The organism is Aurantimonas marianensis (assembly GCF_024195285.1).
Taxonomy (GTDB): Bacteria; Pseudomonadota; Alphaproteobacteria; order Rhizobiales; family Rhizobiaceae; genus Aurantimonas; species Aurantimonas marianensis.
On record NZ_JALHBS010000046.1, the window covers coordinates 15,726 to 32,404 of the forward strand.

Annotated in this window: 16 protein-coding genes; 7 read left to right on the forward strand and 9 right to left on the reverse strand. The window is 65.5% G+C overall.

The window, feature by feature from the left end; genetic code table 11:
• Window positions 1-386: 386 nt before the first annotated feature.
• The 5 genes from uvrB to MJ956_RS08380 form a co-directional block, all read right to left on the reverse strand.
• Window positions 387-3,863 carry an excinuclease ABC subunit UvrB gene (gene uvrB / locus MJ956_RS08360; RefSeq protein WP_253964021.1) on the reverse strand — a complete coding sequence of 1,159 codons (3,477 nt, stop codon included), beginning with the start codon at window positions 3,861-3,863 and terminating at the stop codon, window positions 387-389.
• A gap of 42 nt (window positions 3,864-3,905) precedes the next feature.
• Window positions 3,906-4,334 (reverse strand): hypothetical protein, encoded by a 429-nt coding sequence (locus tag MJ956_RS08365; protein WP_253964022.1) that lies wholly within the window; start codon window positions 4,332-4,334, stop codon window positions 3,906-3,908.
• A gap of 517 nt (window positions 4,335-4,851) precedes the next feature.
• On the reverse strand, window positions 4,852-5,394 hold the full coding sequence (locus tag MJ956_RS08370; RefSeq protein WP_253964023.1) for a hypothetical protein: 543 nt from the start codon (window positions 5,392-5,394) through the stop codon (window positions 4,852-4,854).
• A 145-nt stretch (window positions 5,395-5,539) separates the two neighbouring features.
• Entirely contained in the window at window positions 5,540-5,980 is a 441-nt protein-coding gene (locus MJ956_RS08375; RefSeq protein ID WP_253964024.1) for a hypothetical protein, read from the reverse strand.
• A 75-nt stretch (window positions 5,981-6,055) separates the two neighbouring features.
• A complete protein-coding gene (locus MJ956_RS08380) occupies window positions 6,056-6,361 on the reverse strand; it encodes a hypothetical protein (RefSeq protein WP_253964025.1) in 306 nt (101 codons plus the stop codon).
• Window positions 6,362-7,281: 920 nt separating this feature from the next.
• Between MJ956_RS08380 and MJ956_RS08385 the strand changes: the two genes are divergently transcribed.
• Window positions 7,282-8,355 carry an extensin-like domain-containing protein gene (locus MJ956_RS08385; RefSeq protein ID WP_253964026.1) on the forward strand — a complete coding sequence of 358 codons (1,074 nt, stop codon included), beginning with the start codon at window positions 7,282-7,284 and terminating at the stop codon, window positions 8,353-8,355.
• Window positions 8,356-8,392: 37 nt separating this feature from the next.
• Here the strand turns inward: MJ956_RS08385 and MJ956_RS08390 are convergent, their stop codons facing one another.
• Both MJ956_RS08390 and MJ956_RS08395 read right to left on the reverse strand, forming a co-directional pair.
• On the reverse strand, window positions 8,393-8,617 hold the full coding sequence (locus tag MJ956_RS08390; RefSeq protein WP_253964027.1) for a YrhK family protein: 225 nt from the start codon (window positions 8,615-8,617) through the stop codon (window positions 8,393-8,395).
• A gap of 47 nt (window positions 8,618-8,664) precedes the next feature.
• Window positions 8,665-9,690: a transporter substrate-binding domain-containing protein gene (locus MJ956_RS08395; protein ID WP_253964028.1), complete on the reverse strand. Its 1,026-nt coding sequence runs from the start codon at window positions 9,688-9,690 to the stop codon at window positions 8,665-8,667.
• A gap of 575 nt (window positions 9,691-10,265) precedes the next feature.
• Between MJ956_RS08395 and MJ956_RS08400 the strand changes: the two genes are divergently transcribed.
• From MJ956_RS08400 to MJ956_RS08425, 6 genes are all read left to right on the forward strand, one after another.
• Window positions 10,266-10,496 (forward strand): hypothetical protein, encoded by a 231-nt coding sequence (locus MJ956_RS08400; protein WP_253964029.1) that lies wholly within the window; start codon window positions 10,266-10,268, stop codon window positions 10,494-10,496.
• A 595-nt stretch (window positions 10,497-11,091) separates the two neighbouring features.
• Window positions 11,092-12,306 (forward strand): radical SAM protein, encoded by a 1,215-nt coding sequence (locus MJ956_RS08405; protein ID WP_253964030.1) that lies wholly within the window; start codon window positions 11,092-11,094, stop codon window positions 12,304-12,306.
• Window positions 12,303-13,247 (forward strand): radical SAM protein, encoded by a 945-nt coding sequence (locus MJ956_RS08410; RefSeq protein ID WP_253964031.1) that lies wholly within the window; start codon window positions 12,303-12,305, stop codon window positions 13,245-13,247. The genes MJ956_RS08405 and MJ956_RS08410 overlap by 4 nt, the downstream gene beginning before the upstream one ends.
• On the forward strand, window positions 13,244-14,179 hold the full coding sequence (locus MJ956_RS08415; RefSeq protein WP_253964032.1) for a hypothetical protein: 936 nt from the start codon (window positions 13,244-13,246) through the stop codon (window positions 14,177-14,179). The genes MJ956_RS08410 and MJ956_RS08415 overlap by 4 nt, the downstream gene beginning before the upstream one ends.
• Window positions 14,180-14,276: 97 nt before the next feature.
• Window positions 14,277-14,858, forward strand: a complete 582-nt coding sequence (locus MJ956_RS08420; RefSeq protein ID WP_253964033.1) for a hypothetical protein — start codon at window positions 14,277-14,279, stop codon at window positions 14,856-14,858.
• Window positions 14,859-14,999: 141 nt separating this feature from the next.
• On the forward strand, window positions 15,000-15,152 hold the full coding sequence (locus MJ956_RS08425) for a hypothetical protein (RefSeq protein WP_253964034.1): 153 nt from the start codon (window positions 15,000-15,002) through the stop codon (window positions 15,150-15,152).
• Window positions 15,153-15,226: 74 nt separating this feature from the next.
• Here MJ956_RS08425 and MJ956_RS08430 read toward each other — a convergent pair whose 3' ends face one another.
• Window positions 15,227-15,631, reverse strand: coding sequence for an acyl-CoA thioesterase (locus tag MJ956_RS08430; protein ID WP_423724823.1), 405 nt, complete (start codon window positions 15,629-15,631; stop codon window positions 15,227-15,229).
• Between the two features lie 58 nt (window positions 15,632-15,689).
• The gene (locus tag MJ956_RS08435) at window positions 15,690-16,586 is read right to left on the reverse strand and encodes a DMT family transporter (RefSeq protein WP_253964036.1); all 897 of its coding nucleotides are present in this window, start codon (window positions 16,584-16,586) and stop codon (window positions 15,690-15,692) included.
• Between the last annotated feature and the right edge of the window lie 93 nt (window positions 16,587-16,679).

Sequence of the window (16,679 nt, forward strand, 5' to 3'; positions counted from 1 at the left end):
TGTGTAAACCTTTAAATTCAGATCCGCGCCGGAAAGGTTGGAGACGTCGGCCTCGATCTGTTCAAGCCGGGTCATGATCACTCCCATACCGGTTCGGTATGAGGATAGGCGCGCCGGGACGGTTTTTCTACCACGGGCGTCGGTGGTTGGTGAGCGCACTTCTCCGCTTCGTCATCCTCGCGCTTGCGCGGGGATCCATGCCTCTACGGGCGTCGAGTCCGCTTCGGTAGCGGAGGGGCTGTGTGCGTCACCGGCGGCGGTTTGGCGGCGGCACTAGCTTGGCATGGATCCCCGGCCTGCGGCCGAGGATGACGAAAGTGGGGAGGTGGGACGCCCTTTTCTGAGGCGGTGTGGGCGAAGAGGTTGAAGCAGGCAGCCTCTGCTTTCTACCGCCCCGGCCGTCCGGTCTTGCCGGGCCGGCGCTTGCGGCGTTTTTCGTCGGCCGGGTCCTCGTAGCTGCCACGGCCGATGCGCTCGCGGCGGATGGGGGCGGGGGATTCGCTACGCTCGGTCCCCCTCATCCGCCCCTCCGGGTTTCCGGGGCGAGCCGCTTGTCTCGCCCGTCCTTCGGACCCTTCTCCCCCGAGGGGAGAAGGTGAGGCCGCGCCCGTCGCGTCCGGCCTGGGTTTCTTCGGCACGGGTTTGCCGGCCGGCTTTTCGGTGCGGCCGACGGTCATTTCGTCGAGGCTGTTCTTTCTGAACAGCGACGGGCGGTCGGGCACGGCCGTGTCGGTGCCGGGGCCCATGTCGTCCAGCGAGGGTTTCTGGAAGTAGGATTGGCCGGCTTCGCCGGAGCCCCTCATCCGCCCCTCCGGGGCACTGGGGCGAGTCGCGGGCCTCGCCCGTCCTTCGGACCCCCTCTGGGGCGAAGAATGCGCCGTGCCGGCTTCGGCCTCAGCGTTCTTTTCTGAACCCTTTCGCGCCAGCGGCGCCGGGCGGCGGGCGGAGCCTTCACCGCGGGGCTTCAAGGGTTCCCCGCGTGGGCCAAAACGTTCGCCGCCGGCGGGCGCGCGGTCGCGCTTGGTCTTGCGGCCGTATTTGGAGCGGCCGGTGACGGGGGAGATGGACTCCTCCTCGAAGGCGACGGCGGCGGCGAGGGTGTCGGCGGCGTCGACCCGATCCGAGGCGCCGCGTTTGCCGCCCCTCATCCCCCTGCCGGGACCTTCTCCCCCCAGGGGAGAAGAAGCAGCCTCCGCCTCAGCGCCGTCGCCGGGCACGCCGCCGAATTCCAGCTCCTTGGCCTGCAGCCGCTTGATCTCGTCCCGAAGCCGCGCGGCGGTTTCGAAGTCGAGATCGGCGGCGGCGTCGCGCATCTGCTTTTCCAGATGCTGGAGATGGGATTTGAGGTTGTTGCCGACGAGGGCGCCTTCCTTCGCGCCGGGGCCGACATCGACGCGGACATGGTCCTTTTCGTAATAGGAATCGAGAATGTCGGCGATATGCGCCTTGACCGATTCCGGCGTGATGCCGTTTTCGGTGTTGTAGGCCTCCTGCTTTTCGCGGCGGCGATTGGTCTCGGCGATCGCCCGCTCCATCGAGCCGGTGGTGCGGTCGGCATAGAGGATGACCTTGCCGTCGATATTGCGGGCGGCGCGGCCGATGGTCTGGATCAGCGAGGTTTCGGAACGGAGGAACCCCTCCTTGTCGGCGTCGAGAATGGCGACCAGCCCGCATTCGGGAATGTCGAGGCCCTCGCGCAACAGATTGATGCCGACCAGCACGTCGAAGGCGCCGAGGCGCAGATCGCGGATGATCTCGATGCGCTCCAGCGTGTCGATGTCGGAGTGCATGTAGCGCACGCGAATGCCCTGCTCGTGCAGATATTCGGTGAGGTCCTCGGCCATGCGCTTGGTGAGGACGGTGCACAGCACCCGGTAGCCTTTGGCGACGACCTCGCGGATTTCGCCGATCAGATCGTCGACCTGGGAGCGGGCCGGGCGGATCTCCACCGGCGGGTCGATCAGCCCGGTGGGGCGGATCACCTGCTCGGCGAAGACGCCGCCGGCCTCCTCCATTTCCCAGGAACCGGGGGTGGCCGAGACCGCGACGGTCTGCGGCCGCATGGCGTTCCATTCCTCGAAGCGCAGCGGCCGGTTGTCCATGCACGACGGCAGGCGAAAACCGTATTCGGCCAGCGTCGCCTTGCGGCGGAAATCGCCGCGATACATGGCGCCGATCTGCGGCACGGTGACGTGGCTTTCGTCGATGAAGACCAGGGCGTTGTCCGGCAGGTATTCGAACAGGGTCGGCGGCGGGTGGCCGGGCTGGCGGCCGGTGAGATAGCGCGAATAGTTCTCGATGCCGGGGCAGGAACCGGTGGCCTCGATCATCTCGATGTCGAAGCGGGTGCGCTGTTCCAGCCGCTGGGCCTCCAGGAGGCGGCCGGCCTTTTCCAGCTCGACCAGGCGGTGGCGCAGCTCTTCCTTGATCGACTTGACGGCCTGGTTGAGGGTCGGGCGCGGCGTGACATAGTGGGAGTTGGCGTAGATCTTGACGCTCTTCAGGTCGTCGGTCTTCTGGCCGGTGAGCGGGTCGAACTCCTGGATCGTCTCGATCTCGTCGCCGAACAGCGAAATGCGCCAGGCGCGATCTTCCAGATGGGCGGGGAAGATCTCGATGGTGTCGCCGCGCACGCGAAACGAGCCGCGCTGAAAGTCCATGTCGCGGCGCTTGTATTGCTGGGCGACGAGGTCGGCGAGGAGCTGGCGTTGATCCAGCCGGTCGCCGATCGCCATCTGGAAGGTCATCGCCGTATAGGTCTCGACCGAGCCGATACCGTAGATGCAGGAGACCGAGGCGACGATGATGACGTCGTCGCGTTCGAGCAGGGCTCTCGTGGCGGCGTGGCGCATCCGGTCGATCTGCTCGTTGATCGAGGATTCCTTCTCGATATAGGTGTCCGAGCGCGGCACGTAGGCCTCGGGCTGGTAGTAGTCGTAATAGGAGACGAAATACTCCACCGCGTTGTCGGGAAAGAAGTTCTTGAACTCGCCGTAGAGCTGGGCCGCCAGGGTCTTGTTGGGGGCGAGGATGAGGGCCGGGCGCTGGGTCTTCTCGATGACGTTGGCGACGGTAAACGTCTTGCCGGAGCCGGTGACGCCGAGCAGCACCTGGGTCTGGTCGTGCTCGGAAATGCCGGAGACGAGGTCGGCGATGGCGGTCGGCTGGTCGCCCTTCGGCACGTAATCCGAGGCGATGCGGAAATTGACGCCGCCCTCGGACTTGTCCGGCCGGGCCGGGCGGTGGGGCACCCAGATCTCGCCGTTCTTGAGCAGCGGGTTGCCCTCGGAGATCAGCTTGGTCAGCGCGTCGACGGTGGCGGTGACGCCGCCCTCGGGCAGCGATTGCGCCTCCTCCAGCGAGACGTCGAGGCCGGCGACGGGATTGAGCCCGGCGGCAGCCCGTTGCTTGGGATCGCGGGTCGCGCCCATCGAGGTGCCGCGCGCGGTCTTGTTCTGGCTCACGCTGTCGGCGCTGCGCGCCTTCGCGGCTTTGCCTTGTTGCGTGCCTTCGGCATCGCGCGCAGGGCGGGCTTCACGCCCGCCGCCGGTTTTTTCGGTTCCCTGGCGCGCCGCCGGCGCTCCCCGCCTGTCGTCGGGCGCGACGTCGGCGTCCGCCTTACGTTCGGCGTCGACGGTGGCGGCCTGCGCGATCTCGTCGGCCCAGCCGGAGAGGGGGCCGGCGGGTAGGCCCTCGAAGGACGCCTGCGGCGCTTCCGCGAAGCCGGCCGGCCGTGCGGGCTCGGCGGCGTCGGCGAAATCCCGCAGCGGTCCGCGCCGCGCCGGCGCGCCGGGATCGAAGGGCGGCTCGTCGGCGGTGTCGGTTGACGGGCGCTTGCGGGTCGGTTTGGGTCGGGAGGCCATGGCGGAACATATAGAGACCGCGGCCGCATGTTGGAAGCGGTCTCAGCTCGTCGGTCGGGCGCGCGCCTGCGCGGTGGCTTCGTTGCGCGGCAGCCGCAGCTCGATCGACAGGGCCGGGATGGAAAGCGAGAAGAGCGGCGGGCCGTCGTCGAGGGGGACCACGACGATCCGGCTGTCGACCGCGAAGATCGGTTCGCTCAGCTGCATCGCGGCCGACGGTTCATCGCCGACGTCGGTCGTCGGCAGTCTCACAAAGCCCTCATTCGCCAAGGCGGCGAGGACATAGGGTGGCGCGTAAAAGGCTGCGTTCTCGGGCGTGATCGGCCGAACCCGCAGATGCGATCCGGTCTCGCAGGCCTCGGCGCTCGGCTCGCCCGCGTCCGTCAACGTGACATAGCACCGTGTCGGGACGGCGGCGCATCCCGTGAGTGTCAGCACAAGCACGAGACCAATAGCGGGGCGGTCAATCATGAGAAAATAGATCCGGGTATGTATCGACGCAATTTATTTTACCGATAGACAACGCCGGAAACAGGAAAATAAGTGCGAATATTCAAATCCTTGCCGCTATTGATTCGATATTTCGAATATGGTGGTTACTACTGATAATCCGGGATTGCGACAATTCAAAGCGCCGCTTTAACCCTAAATAAGTCATGATTAAGGCGGTGGTCCGGGCCCAGGGTCGCTGCCGGCCGCAGGTGGCTGCCGGGTCTTCGGCGGATCGAAGAAGCCTGGCGACTCCTGGACGCGCGGGGTGGCGGCGTCCGGCTGATGGCGCACAAGCGCGCGGGCCGGACGGGGGGGGGCGGCGCCATGCCGACCCGCGATCGAGCGGTCAGGCTGAGGCAGAGGGCGCGCGGCGAAAGGCGGGAATGTGGGTGGTGAGCGAACGCCCGACTATGATCGGGGTACGCCTCCGGTCTCCGACTGCCCTTCGGCCCCGGATAAGGGGAAGGCAGGCGGACGGAAAACCCGTCCGCCGCTATTATTGAATGGTGAAGGGAATCTGTCGACCGGACCTGTCCCGCCAGACGGGCGCGGGATGGCGATGGCCGCGCGGCTCGACCAGCACCGGCACGCCGTTGAGCATCACGTGCCCGAGCGGCAGACCCTGTAGAATGTAGTTGCGGCGGGGACCGACGACGGCAATTCGCTCGCCGAGCACATCGAAGGAATAGGAGCCTCCATCGCAGAGCACAGGCGTGGCGAAGAGACTGCGGCTGCTCGCGTCGAAGGAGTCGAGGTCGATGGTGTTGCAGCGCCGGATCTTCGCGGTGCGCAGCGAGCCCGTCGAGCGGTCGAGGATGACCGCATTCAGATCGTAGCCGTGCTTCTGCTCGACCAACTCGAAGTGGAGGCTGACGGCGGTCGTCGGTCGCCGCGAGGGGGCGCGCAGGGCGTAGCCGAAGGGAATGGCGGGCGGCGCCTGGACCGCCGCGACACGCTCATTGCTCGCTGACAGACGAGCCTGGGCGCCCGGTCTGGCAAGCTGGCACGCAGCCACGATCGGGACAAGCGCGGCCAACAACAGGACCGTCCCGCAGGACCGCCCGCGCGTTGCGCCTCGAATCCGTTCATCCGAAGATGCGGCTGGATTGAGAAGCGTTCTGATCATCGCACACCTGCCGATCTTGAGCGGATTGGAGAGGGAAGCGGAAGCCTTCGGTTCAGGATCACGGAAATGGCAAGCCGGGCGATGGCGCTGGCTCGACGACGCGCTCCTCGTCTTCGACGAGCAACGGAACGCCGTTGAGGATCACGTATCCCGGCTCGACGTCTCTTAGCGGATGATTGCGTTTGATGCCGCTGACGATGACGTGGCGACCCACCAAGTCGAAGAAATAGCGTTCGTCGTCGCATGCCACCGGTTCGCCGAGGATGGTTTCGTCGCCAACGCCAATGTCGATCGTGGCGCAATTGTCGAGCGGTATCGTCCGGATTTCCTCGCTCATCCGGTCGCGAACCAGGGCGTTGAGCTCATAGCCGCCTTCGCTCTCGACAAATTCGAAGACGATGCTCAGTTCCGCGGTTATCGGCAGCGGATCGGCGTCGATATCCGGGGATGCGAAGGGTATCGCCAGTCCCGCCATGAGAGTCAGCAGCCCGATGGCCATCATTCATCTCCAACCGATGCGCGCGAAAGGAAAAGAAGGAAGGAGAGGAGGCCCGGGGGCTTCCTCTCCGAAACGTCAGCAGCCCTGCGCGACGAGCGTGTAATGATCCTGCTCGAGCAATTTGCGGGTCTGGATGTAGACGGCCGGATTGCGGCGCTTGATGATCACCGCGCCGTCGGCGATGTTCCCGACCCAGCTGCGGCTTTCGCCGCTCACTTTCTTTCCCTTCGTGTTATAGATGTAGGTCGATGGAATATATTCGACCAAATAGCACTTGTCGTTGCTTTCGACGACCTTCCGCGTGAACGTTTTCGCGTCGGCGCTAACCGACAACGCCAGCGTGCTGACCGCAGCGGCAACGGTAATCAGAAACATACGCATTTTCCACGCCTCCTGACATTTTGATATTGCGCAGGATAAGTATTAAATCAAAGCCTACGGATATCAACTGATTTTTTTATCATCGTGCCGACAAGAGACAGGACAGGCCGCTGCGTCAATCAAAGTGTATCAACTTGATACAACCGCACGCTTCCGTAGCTGTCAACAAAAATAAGCAAGCAGTCGTCGCTGCGGCGCCGTCGAATTCCTATCGCTGCTGCGAAGATCGGCAAGCGGTGACTCCAGCACGCCCGAAGCTTGCGGCAAGCGCAGCGACTTTCGCGGGCGCCCGCCGAGCGCGGGAACCGACGGGCCTCGCTGGTCGGCGAGCCCGCCTCATCGCGGCGCGGGCTGCGGCGGCCGTGGCTTGCCGCGTCGCGTACGTCCTTTCGTCGCCTCGTTCATGTCCGGTTCAGCGCCGATGCGCGACTTTCGGCGCATGAAGGACGACCTGCTCTATTCGACCGATCCGCGGAAGGTCGCCGGTTTCCCGGCTGGCCAAATCGTTTCCGGCGCCCCCATGGAGCCAATCCGCAGGAGTGACACGACCTCGCCAGACGCTCGCGCGAGTTGGGCGCCGATGGAACTTGGGTCGCGGTCCCGCAAAGCGGCAGCCGGCTGGCTGGCGGCGGCGCTTTCGTGCACCGGGGCGGCATCCGCGCCTGCCGCCGGCGCGACGTTGCATCCGATCCGGGGCGCCGTGCCGCATATGTCGCCGGGCCGACCATAGCGGCTGTCGAAAAGCAACATTTTCCGCGTCCCGTTCATCCTTCGCTTACCAAACCCCGGTAGTCTTTGGTCGTCCCGCTCGAGTTCCGCGGCAGACGAAAGGCCATCGCATGGTATTGCGTAAAAGCGGATGGCGCATTTCTGCGCTCGCCGCCGTTTGTTTCGCGGCGGCGAGCCTTTCCTCGGAGTCATTGGCCCAGAGCGGCAACGGCGCGATGGTCTGGGGCGGCCGGATGCCGGCGGTTGGCGAGGGCTACACGCCGAGCGTCGGCGGTGTCGGCAGACAGGATGCTCCGAATCTCCAGCCGCTATCGCCGGTGCCCGCTCGGACGACGCAACCCGCCGACGACCGGGCGCTGCTCGACGATCTCCTGGGGCGAAGCGCGCCCCGCGCGGCCGGCGCCGCATCCATCGCGCCCGGCGCGGCCGGCGCCCATGCAGGCCCGCCGCCGCCGCTCGACGCACCGTCCGAGGTCGATACCGATCCCGCGCGCTTTGGGGCGGCCGAACCCGTCGAAGATCCCTGGCAAGGCCTCAAGCGCGTCACGCCGGGGGCGATCCCGCCACCGCAGACGGCGTCCCGCGAGGCTACTTCGCCGCAATTGATACCGCATCGGGGCATCGTGGCTGCGCTCGGCGGCCAGCCGCAACCCGCGCGACGGCCCGACGCAGTACCCGGGCGCGGGCGCCTCGAACAGGAGACGCCGAGCGGCTACACTGCGTTGCCGCGATCGGAGGCGATGTGCCGCAAGGCCCTGCGCCAGATGGGCGTCAAATTCGTCGACGTGGCGTCGGTCGGCAAGGGCGCGGGCTGCGGCATTTCCTATCCGGTCAAGGTGCTGGAGATCGCCAGGGGCGTGCGGATGCAGCCGGCGGCGACGCTGAACTGCCAAGCGGCGGCGCGCATTTCGAAATGGGTCGAGGACGAGGTCAAGCCGGCGGCGCGCTGGCGGCTGTGGACCCGGCCGACCGCCGTGCTCAACGCATCTTCCTATCGCTGCTCGCGCATCGCCGGCTCGCGCACGATCAGCGAGCATGCCAGCGGCAACGCCCTCGACGTGCGCGGCTTCAAATTCGCCGACGGCAGCACCTTCGACGTCGAGAAGAAGGGCTTCTTCTCGTTCCGCCAGAAGGGATTCCAGAAGAGTGTGCGGCACTCGGCCTGCCGCTATTTCGGCACGGTGCTCGGTCCGGGCTATAACCGCGCCCATGCCGACCATCTGCATCTCGATGCCAAGAACCGGCGGCGCGGCGTGTGCAAATAGGGAAAATATGGAAGGGACGGGCAAGAGCCGGTCGGGATCAGCCGCGCTGTCTTTCCTCGGCTTCGTAGATGGTCTTGAACAACTGTCCGAGCGAGCCGAGAAACATGCCCGACGAGCCTGCGACGAACAGCCAGACAGCGACGGTATACCAGGCTTCGAACGTCTTGAAGAACAGGATCGAACCGAGGACGAACAGGAGATTGCCGACAAGGCCGATGCCGAGGTGGATGTAGAAATAATCCTTGACGAGCGTCCGCAGCATGAATTTCCTCTCAGCGCATCGAAGCTATGATGATTCAGGTCTCGGCCCTAGCGGCGACCCGCCGGCGCGTAGCGCTCGATGAGGTCGGTCCAGCCACTGCCGGTGGTCAGACGCAGGATCGCCGCGTTCAGCGGCTCCCGAAGTTCCGAGCCCTCCGGCAGCGCGAAGCTGACAAGGCCGGGTTCGGCCCGCGAGGGAGAGACCATGAGACTGGCGCCCGTCGCGCCGTTGGCATGTTGCAATAGCGGCAGATTGGCGACCACGGCGTCGATCCGGTCATCCTCGACCGCCCTCATCGCGGCCTCGACGCTGTCATAGTCGGTGAAGGCGAGCCCTTCGGATTCAAGATAGCCTGCCGCCGCGCTGTCCGGCAGGGCCCCCAGCCGCATGTCGCGAAGATCGCCGGGAATCTGCAATTGGGTAAGGCGGGAAAGGTTGGTCGCGCCGACGATCGAGGCGGTGAGGCTGGAGGTCAGCGCCATGGCGACCAGCATCCAGATCATCGCGACGCCCCGGCCGAGCGTGGTGACCGGCGCCTTGTCGCCATAGCCGATCGTGGTCATGGTTACGCCCGACCACCAGAAGCCGCTGCCGATGCCGCGCAGCCAGCGTCGCGGCCGGCCGGTATCCTCGTCCTCGGTGCCAAACTGCGCCGGGTTGGCGCGCCGCTCGATCAGCCACATCAGCGCTCCGACCACAAGCAGGATGGCGCTGACAATCAGGACGATGCGCAGGAACGTCCAGGACAGAAACGTCTTGGCAATGCCGAGGACATCGATGCCTCCAGCCCCGGCCGCACCGAGCGTCGCGGTATAATAGGGGATGGTAAAGTCGATCGTGGCTTCCGCATCGGCAGTCGCCGTGACCGGCAACGCGAGGTCGACCACGCCGCGGGCAACCGCCTCGCCCGCGTTCGCTTCCAGGGCAACCCACTCGTAGTTGTAGCCTTCCGCTTCCGCAATCATGCGCCAGAGGTCGACGCCGATGCCCGTCCAGGCACCATCCGACGCGATCATGGCGAAGGGCGGACTTTCGGTGATGCCGACGCGCAGAGTTGGCGCGAAGGTGCTCACGGTCTCCGTCCGTATCGGAGCCTGGATTGTCTGGGCGGAGACGGCAGCCGGGACGGTCAGGAGGATCGCAAGGAGAAGCTGCCGGATAGAGGCGAATCGGGTTGGTCGGGTCATCCTCGACCCAACGCGCGGGCAAGGAGGGCGTTCCCGAGCGGCTCCCCCGCTTAACAATCCCGTATCGGGTGGCGGCGCTCGACCTCGCCGTCGTGCGTCGTCGCGGGCGGGATTCGACGATATCCGCAAGCGACAGGGGACGCCGAGCCGGCCGGTGCATCCGGCAGAGGGAAGAGTGCCGCCGCTTATGCGTCAAGACGCCGCACGGATGGTGCCGCTAACCCGTCGTCAGCGCGTCGGGCGACGCATCCCGGCAGTGCTCCGGAATGCGGGCTCAGGACGGCCGCACCGCAAGTAAAGGCGCCTTTTCGCGCTTCCATGACGCAGGGGCTGCAGTCGTATCGGCCGCCGCTTGCGCGCGATCTGACGTAAGGCAATACGGGGGCGGCGGCAGCTTTGCATTGACTAAACGTTCGCTCGGTCGCACTATCCTTCTGCCCAACGAAACAAGGAGATGTCAGATGCCTGGTTTCAAGATTACGAGAGACATGAAGATCCCTAAAGATTTCAGTAGCGTGCGTGAGTTGGATGATTCTCAGAAGAAAGAGATGCTGTCGTCCATGGGCGTGAAAGACGACGCCATTGCGCTCATGCTGGATATCGACGCCAAGGTGGCGAAGCTGAAGGATATGCCGGACGGCGGCGGGCCGGCCGAGGCCTGGGGTGCCGGCTGCGGCGGTGTGAACTGCTAGGGCGCGCGCCTCGAACAAATCCGTCCTGTCACACGATAGGCCCTGGCCGCGCGAGATTGTGGTGGCCGGGGCGAGAGCGCGGACGAGGATAGGGACGCGGTTTCGTCTCCCGGTTCGCCAGGGCGAGCCAAGCGCAGGGCTGCGTCGCGCAGAGTGGCGACGGCGTCGCGACGCTTCGGGCTGGTCGGACGATAGTCCGACGGTCCGCGAATCTGGCCAGGACCCATACGCGCCGAGACAGGCCGCAGGCAACTGGCAACAGGGTCGCCTGCCTGCCTTCGGCGAACGGCGAGCTTGAAAACCGATCGATCGGCCTTTTCGCGCCATTGGCCATCCGGTCCGGGCGGTCGCACCTGTTCGGACGATAAGGCCGGGGCGATCGAGGGCGGAGCGATCTCAGGTCACTTCAATCGGGAGGGGCAGGGGGGTCGTTCGGAAGGGGCAGGAGGGTCGTTGCCGGTGCGCCACACCGTCGGTCGACCAGAATGCCTGTGGCGGAACGTTATCATTATCGTCCGCTTCTCAAGCCCATCGGTTCGGGCCCATCGGTTCGGACCCATCGGTGGAACGCCATCGTTAAAGCGTGGAGAGGACCATGCCCAGCCAATCCAGAATGGAAGCCTATCGCCGGTCGACGGTTCCGAAACTGCTTCGATGGGACGTCAATTCGAAGTGCAATCTGGCGTGCGCGCACTGCTGCGTGGGCGAGAGTCTGCGCGACGACACCATCCGCGACCTGTCGACGGAAGAATTTCTCGCCAGCATCAGGGAGGCTGCGGCGCGCGGGGTGGAGTCGGTACATTATCTCGGCGGCGAGCCGACGATTCGAAAGGACTTCCTCACCATCCTGGAGGTTTCCGCCGAGGCCGGGCTCAACATTTCGTTCAATACGAACGGAATTCGGCAAGATCAAAAGTATATCGACAAAATATTCGAAACGGGCGTTCGCAAGGTCGTCGTCAGCCTGGACGGTCCCGACGTCTGGTCACACGAGTTGATGCGAGGCGCCGGTACCTTCGCCAAGACCTGCTCCTTCGTCGGAAAACTCGCGGCCGCCAAAAAAGAACGGAACCGCGAGTACCCGCTGATCCAGATCCAGGCGGTCATCACCTCGGCATGGGCCGACAGGGCCAGGGACATGGTCGATCTGTGTCGCCGGATCGGCGCGGGCGGCCTGAAGGTCACCAATCTGTCGGCGACGGGCGATGCCCTGCAGAACTACGAGAGGCTGGCGGCCGACAATGTCGCGCAGTTTCGCGCGCTGGTGACCCTTCTGGACTGCGTCATCGACTATCCCGACATTCAGATCGATGTTCCCGCCAAGCCGAAGGTCTACCAATTCCATCGCAAATACGCGGCCGAGAAACTGGCGCCGATGCCCTTCGGCTGCCCGGCTGTCCACGACAACGTCCATGTCGGTCCCGACGGCGACATCAGCCCCTGTCAGCTCGCGGCCTCGCAGAACGTCGATACCCGGTTCGAACGGGTCAACATCAAGGATGGCGCGCTCGACAGCCTGACGGCGAGCGAGCGCTTCAACGGCTTCCACGAAACGGTGCAGAAACCCGAAAACGCCGTGCTCTACAAGCACCAGATTCCCTGCAATCGCTGTGAATTCAACGGCTTGTCCTGCAATCCCTGTCCGCTGCCCGGCAAGACGGGATATTATCCGACAAACTACATGTGCCTGATCGCGGAGTGGCTCAACGACCATGTCGCACCCGGCGAGCAGCCCGACTGGGACACGCTGGAGCCGCGGATGAAGGCGGTCGTCATGGCCAACCCGCCACGCGCCGCCGCCGTGCCATGATCAGGCATCTGGGCGTGCTGTTGACGGCCCGTTGCAACCTGAAATGCGCCCATTGCCTGCAGCATCGGCACTTCAACCGGGATATCGATCCGGCGCTCTGCAAGGAGTTGCTCGCCGAGGCCCGGCGCCTCGGCGTCGTCGGGGTCTCTTTCTCGGGCGGGGAGCCGACCCTCTACCCCTACCTCAACGATGTCGTGGAGGAATGCGCGGCGCTGTCGCTGGCCTATTCGATCACGACCAACGGCACCTTGCTCGACCCGCTGCTGGAAGCCTGCAGCCGGCATATTCCGCATCATGTGACGTTGAGCTTCGACGGCGTCACGGCGCCCGCGCATGACGCGATCCGGGGGGCCGGAACCTTCGACCGGGTGATGACGACGACGCGGTTGCTCTCCGGCCTTGGAATCAGCACCTACGCGCAATTCACGATGACGGACCAGATGTCGCTCGACGCTGAGATGTACGACGCCCTGCGCGATCGCTCGGGCGCGGAACGGATCCATTTCGTCCCTCTGATCCAGACCGTCGATACCGGCAAAGCCGGGATCGGCATGCAGTCGCGCCGGCTGCATGAGATCAAGCAGTGGGTGCAACAGAACAGGGAGCGGGGGCGACCGTTCCATATTTCGCTCGGCGATGCGATCATCGGCCGTGGCGAACAGCGTGATGCCGCCCCGTGCGGGTATCTCGCAGGGCATAGCCTTTTTGTGGATTGGGACGGATCGGTCGCGCTCTGCTGCCAGACCGCCGGTGTCGCGGAGGTGAAAAACGCCATTGGAAGCCTGCGTGAAGACGACCTGCCCCGATTGCTTTCCCGGCGGAGCGCCTGGGTGGAGGATTTGAAGCGGCAACGCGTCGCGCATTCCCGGGTGTTCGAATGCGATGCCTGCCATGCCTGCCTGCGGCGGCCAAGTGTCGAACCCGCCCACGCGGTGCAATGAAAGCCGATGCCGACATGGCGGCGCTGACCGCGCTGTTCGATCATGTCCATCGCTCCTACGCCCGCGAGACATGCGGCCGGGCGAACGGGCAGTCCGGCATCACCCATGATCATCTGCCGTTCGAGTGGTCGGTGAGTCTCGCCGACGGACAGGTCGGCGCCGTCCGTTTCATCCACGATCTCGCGGCGACACAGTCGGTCGCCCAGTCCGGCCCGGCACTGCAGGACTTCATGCCTTTGCCGACGGCTTTTCGCGAACTCGGCCGGATGGTCGATGGTCTGGACCGGCGACCGGCCTTCCAGGGGAATTTCACCCGCTGGATCGGCGCCGGGGTCGGCGCGTCCGGCAGGCAGCTGAAAATCTATCTCAATCCCTGGGCCTATTACGAGACCTTGTCCGCCGCGACGGTCGGTGTTCTGGGAGCGACCCTGACGCCTGCGACGCTGACCGCCGCCAAGGCGCTCATGGACCACTTTGCCGATGCCTGGCCAAGCATGATCGGCTGGAACGTCGACGACGGCGGCGAGGCGCATGCCAAGATATATTTCCGGGTGCCGCAAACGTCGGTAGAGGCGATCGCGGCATTCCTGCACGCACGCGAGAGCGCGGCCATGGGATTTCTGCGGCAGGCGGTGGATGCGAAATGGCGCGGAGAAGCCCATTTCTATATCGATGCCGGCAATCTGCCGGGGCCACCGTCCTGGAAGGTGAACCTCAACGTCGTTTCGGCCGATCGGTGCTGGCTGCGTCCGGAATTTTCCACCGTGCTGGCGACACTGCCGCAGATCGAGACCACCCTCGCGGTAACGGCATCGGATTTTCCTCGCGGTTCGCACGAAGTGACCTATGTCGCATCGAACGGCCGCAAGCACGATATCTATTTCAAACCGAAAAGCGCCGATGGGGATCGCGTTCAGTCCAATCATCCATGAAATCGGATCGCTGCTCGCCTTCAGTCTGTGGCCGGCAAAGGCGAAATTTCGTCATGTCCGGCACTTTCGCAATCCTGCCGCCGACAGGCTTCTGTGCATGGCCGGGACGATTCACAGCGCGCATTTCACCTCCCGCCAGTTTCCCATTTCGGATCTCACGGGGCTGATCGACGGCTTTAAGCCGGACTGTCTTCTGCTGGAAATGCGGGAGGACTATCTCGCGCGCGGCTGGCTGGCGGATGGGCCGGCCGACATGGCCTATTGTGCCTATCTGGCGGTCGATCATGGCATACCGATCTGCGGCATCGACGAGTGGTGCGACCATCATGTGGAACGTGAGGATCGCATGTTCGGCAACACACTGGCGGCGATGGAACGGCAGGGCGGACAGCGGTTTCTGCTGTTGACCGGATATTCGCATATCCATGAACTCGCGATCCGGCTGCCCGGGGCGGCGTATACGCCGATACCGGCGTCGGAGGACGCGATGAGAAGGATGATGGGGAAAGAGGCGTCGATGCGCGTGCCAGCCGGTTTGCCGGACGGCCTGCGCCAGGCGGCGGAACGGGCAGAGCGGGGCGAGACGCCCTTCAGCCGGGCATGGGCCCGCTCCCGCAGGCGGCTGGCCGAGAAGCTTGAGACGGACGCGGCACGCATCGCCGGGGCCCCGGCATCATGACCCTCCAGATCTGGGCCACAAGAAAGCATTCGCCGTGACGCGAACGAAGGCGACGCCGAGCGGCCGCCGATCGGCAGGCTCGTGGGGCTGGCGGAATGCCCCAGCGCAGGGAGGGCATCAGCGGCACGCGCGGCGGAGGCGATGATCGCGCTGACCGAGCACGCCGCGCCGCCACGCCATCTCGTCCTCGGCGCCTGGGGCGTCGAACAGGTCACCGAGCGGCTGAAGGCGCGGCTGGCGGAGATCGAAGCGCGGCGCGCGACCGGCGAAGCGACGGACTTTCCGCAGGATTGAGACAAACCGCTGCGACGGCCGCCATGCTCCGGCGCCGCGCCAAGCCCCGGGTGAGGACGGCCGGAACGACCGTCTCACTCAGCCAGTGTCTCCGCCGGGATCGCCACCGGCCGCCCGGCCTCGTCGATCGCCACCATGACGAATGTGCCTTCGGTGACTTTCGTCCGCGCGTTCGACGCGCGGGCCTTGGTCCAGGCTTCGATCGCCAGCGGGATCGAGGTGCGGCCGATCTTCTCGATCGAGGAATAGACGCAGAGCGTGTCGCCGATCTTCACCGGCCGCTTGAAGGTCAGCGCGTTGACGGCGATGGTGGCCACCCGGCCCCGCGCCCGTTCCGCGCCGCGGATTCCGGCGGCGAGATCCATCTGCGACATCACCCAGCCGCCGAAGATGTCGCCATTGGCGTTGGCGTCGGCGGGCATGGCCGGAATGCGGACGGTGAGATCACCTTTTGGAATCACGTCGCTTGCGTCCATCATCGTCTCCCCTGATTGCGTCCGCCTGGCATAGCAGATGCCGGCGGGTTTGGCAGTCGGGTCAGACCGGCTCGCGCGCCGCGGGCGCGGGGCGATAGAGCGGGACCAGTTCGACGGCGAGCATCGCCGCGAAGATCAGCGCGCAGCCGACCAGCCCGATCGCGGCGATCCGTTCGCCGAGAAGGACGACACCGAACAGCGCGGCGAACAGGGCTTCGGACGACAGGAAGATCGCCGCCTGGGGTGCCGTCGTGTGGCGCTGGCCGATGGTCTGCAGCGTGAAGGCCAGACCCGAAGAGAACACGCCGCCATAGAAGATTTCGGGCCAGGCGGCGAAGAGCGAGGCAAGGGACGGAGCCTCCAGGATCAGTGCGCCGAGGGCGGCGAGCGCCGTCGTCACGGCGAACTGCGCCGCCGACAGCGTGTAGGGGCGCCCGCTGGGACCGGCGAAGATCCCGACGAGGAGGATCTGCAGGGCCCAGAAGACGGCGCAGACGATCATCAGGACATCGCCGGACTTCAGCGCCGAAACGCTGCCCCCGCCGAGCAGCACGATGCCTGTGAAGGCGGCCAGCGCCGAGGGCCAGACCACCCAATGGGCGCGGTTGCGCAAGATCACGAGGGCGAGGAACGGCGTGAAGACGACGTAAAGCCCGGTCAGAAAGCCGGCATTGGTGACCGAGGTGGTGACGATGCCGATCTGCTGGAGGATCGAGGCGATGAACAGCATGACGCCGATGGCGACGAAGCCGGCTGGCGCACCCCTTGGAAGCGGGGATCCGGCGCGGGCGGATTCCCGCAGCGCGAAGGGCAGGACCGACAGGGTGGCGAGCGCGAATTTCGCCGCGACAAAGGTCCACGGGCCGACATCTTCCATCGCCGTCGACTGGGCGACGAAGCCCATGCCCCAGACGGCACCGGCGAGCAGCAGGAGGAGGTTGGCGTTGAGGCGGGACATCGGCAGGGCGGGTCAGTTTGCGGTCCGGCCGGGCTAGCGTCTGGAGAAAGCGAACGCAAGGGCGCGGCGAGGCGGAGAGAGTACCGGTAGCTC

Excerpts from the sequence above, each read along its gene's own strand:
- MJ956_RS08420 (WP_253964033.1), top strand. The coding sequence starts at position 14,277 with ATGGCCGGGACGATTCACAGCGCGCATTTCACCTCCCGCCAGTTTCCC.
- MJ956_RS08415 (WP_253964032.1), top strand. The coding sequence starts at position 13,244 with ATGAAAGCCGATGCCGACATGGCGGCGCTGACCGCGCTGTTCGATCAT.
- MJ956_RS08425 (WP_253964034.1), top strand. The coding sequence starts at position 15,000 with ATGATCGCGCTGACCGAGCACGCCGCGCCGCCACGCCATCTCGTCCTC.
- uvrB (WP_253964021.1), bottom strand. The coding sequence starts at position 3,863 with ATGGCCTCCCGACCCAAACCGACCCGCAAGCGCCCGTCAACCGACACC.
- MJ956_RS08435 (WP_253964036.1), bottom strand. The coding sequence starts at position 16,586 with ATGTCCCGCCTCAACGCCAACCTCCTCCTGCTGCTCGCCGGTGCCGTC.
- MJ956_RS08410 (WP_253964031.1), top strand. The coding sequence starts at position 12,303 with ATGATCAGGCATCTGGGCGTGCTGTTGACGGCCCGTTGCAACCTGAAA.
- MJ956_RS08380 (WP_253964025.1), bottom strand. The coding sequence starts at position 6,361 with ATGCGTATGTTTCTGATTACCGTTGCCGCTGCGGTCAGCACGCTGGCG.
- MJ956_RS08365 (WP_253964022.1), bottom strand. The coding sequence starts at position 4,334 with ATGATTGACCGCCCCGCTATTGGTCTCGTGCTTGTGCTGACACTCACG.
- MJ956_RS08375 (WP_253964024.1), bottom strand. The coding sequence starts at position 5,980 with ATGGCCATCGGGCTGCTGACTCTCATGGCGGGACTGGCGATACCCTTC.
- MJ956_RS08390 (WP_253964027.1), bottom strand. The coding sequence starts at position 8,617 with ATGCTGCGGACGCTCGTCAAGGATTATTTCTACATCCACCTCGGCATC.
- MJ956_RS08400 (WP_253964029.1), top strand. The coding sequence starts at position 10,266 with ATGCCTGGTTTCAAGATTACGAGAGACATGAAGATCCCTAAAGATTTC.
- MJ956_RS08430 (WP_423724823.1), bottom strand. The coding sequence starts at position 15,631 with ATGATGGACGCAAGCGACGTGATTCCAAAAGGTGATCTCACCGTCCGC.
- MJ956_RS08405 (WP_253964030.1), top strand. The coding sequence starts at position 11,092 with ATGCCCAGCCAATCCAGAATGGAAGCCTATCGCCGGTCGACGGTTCCG.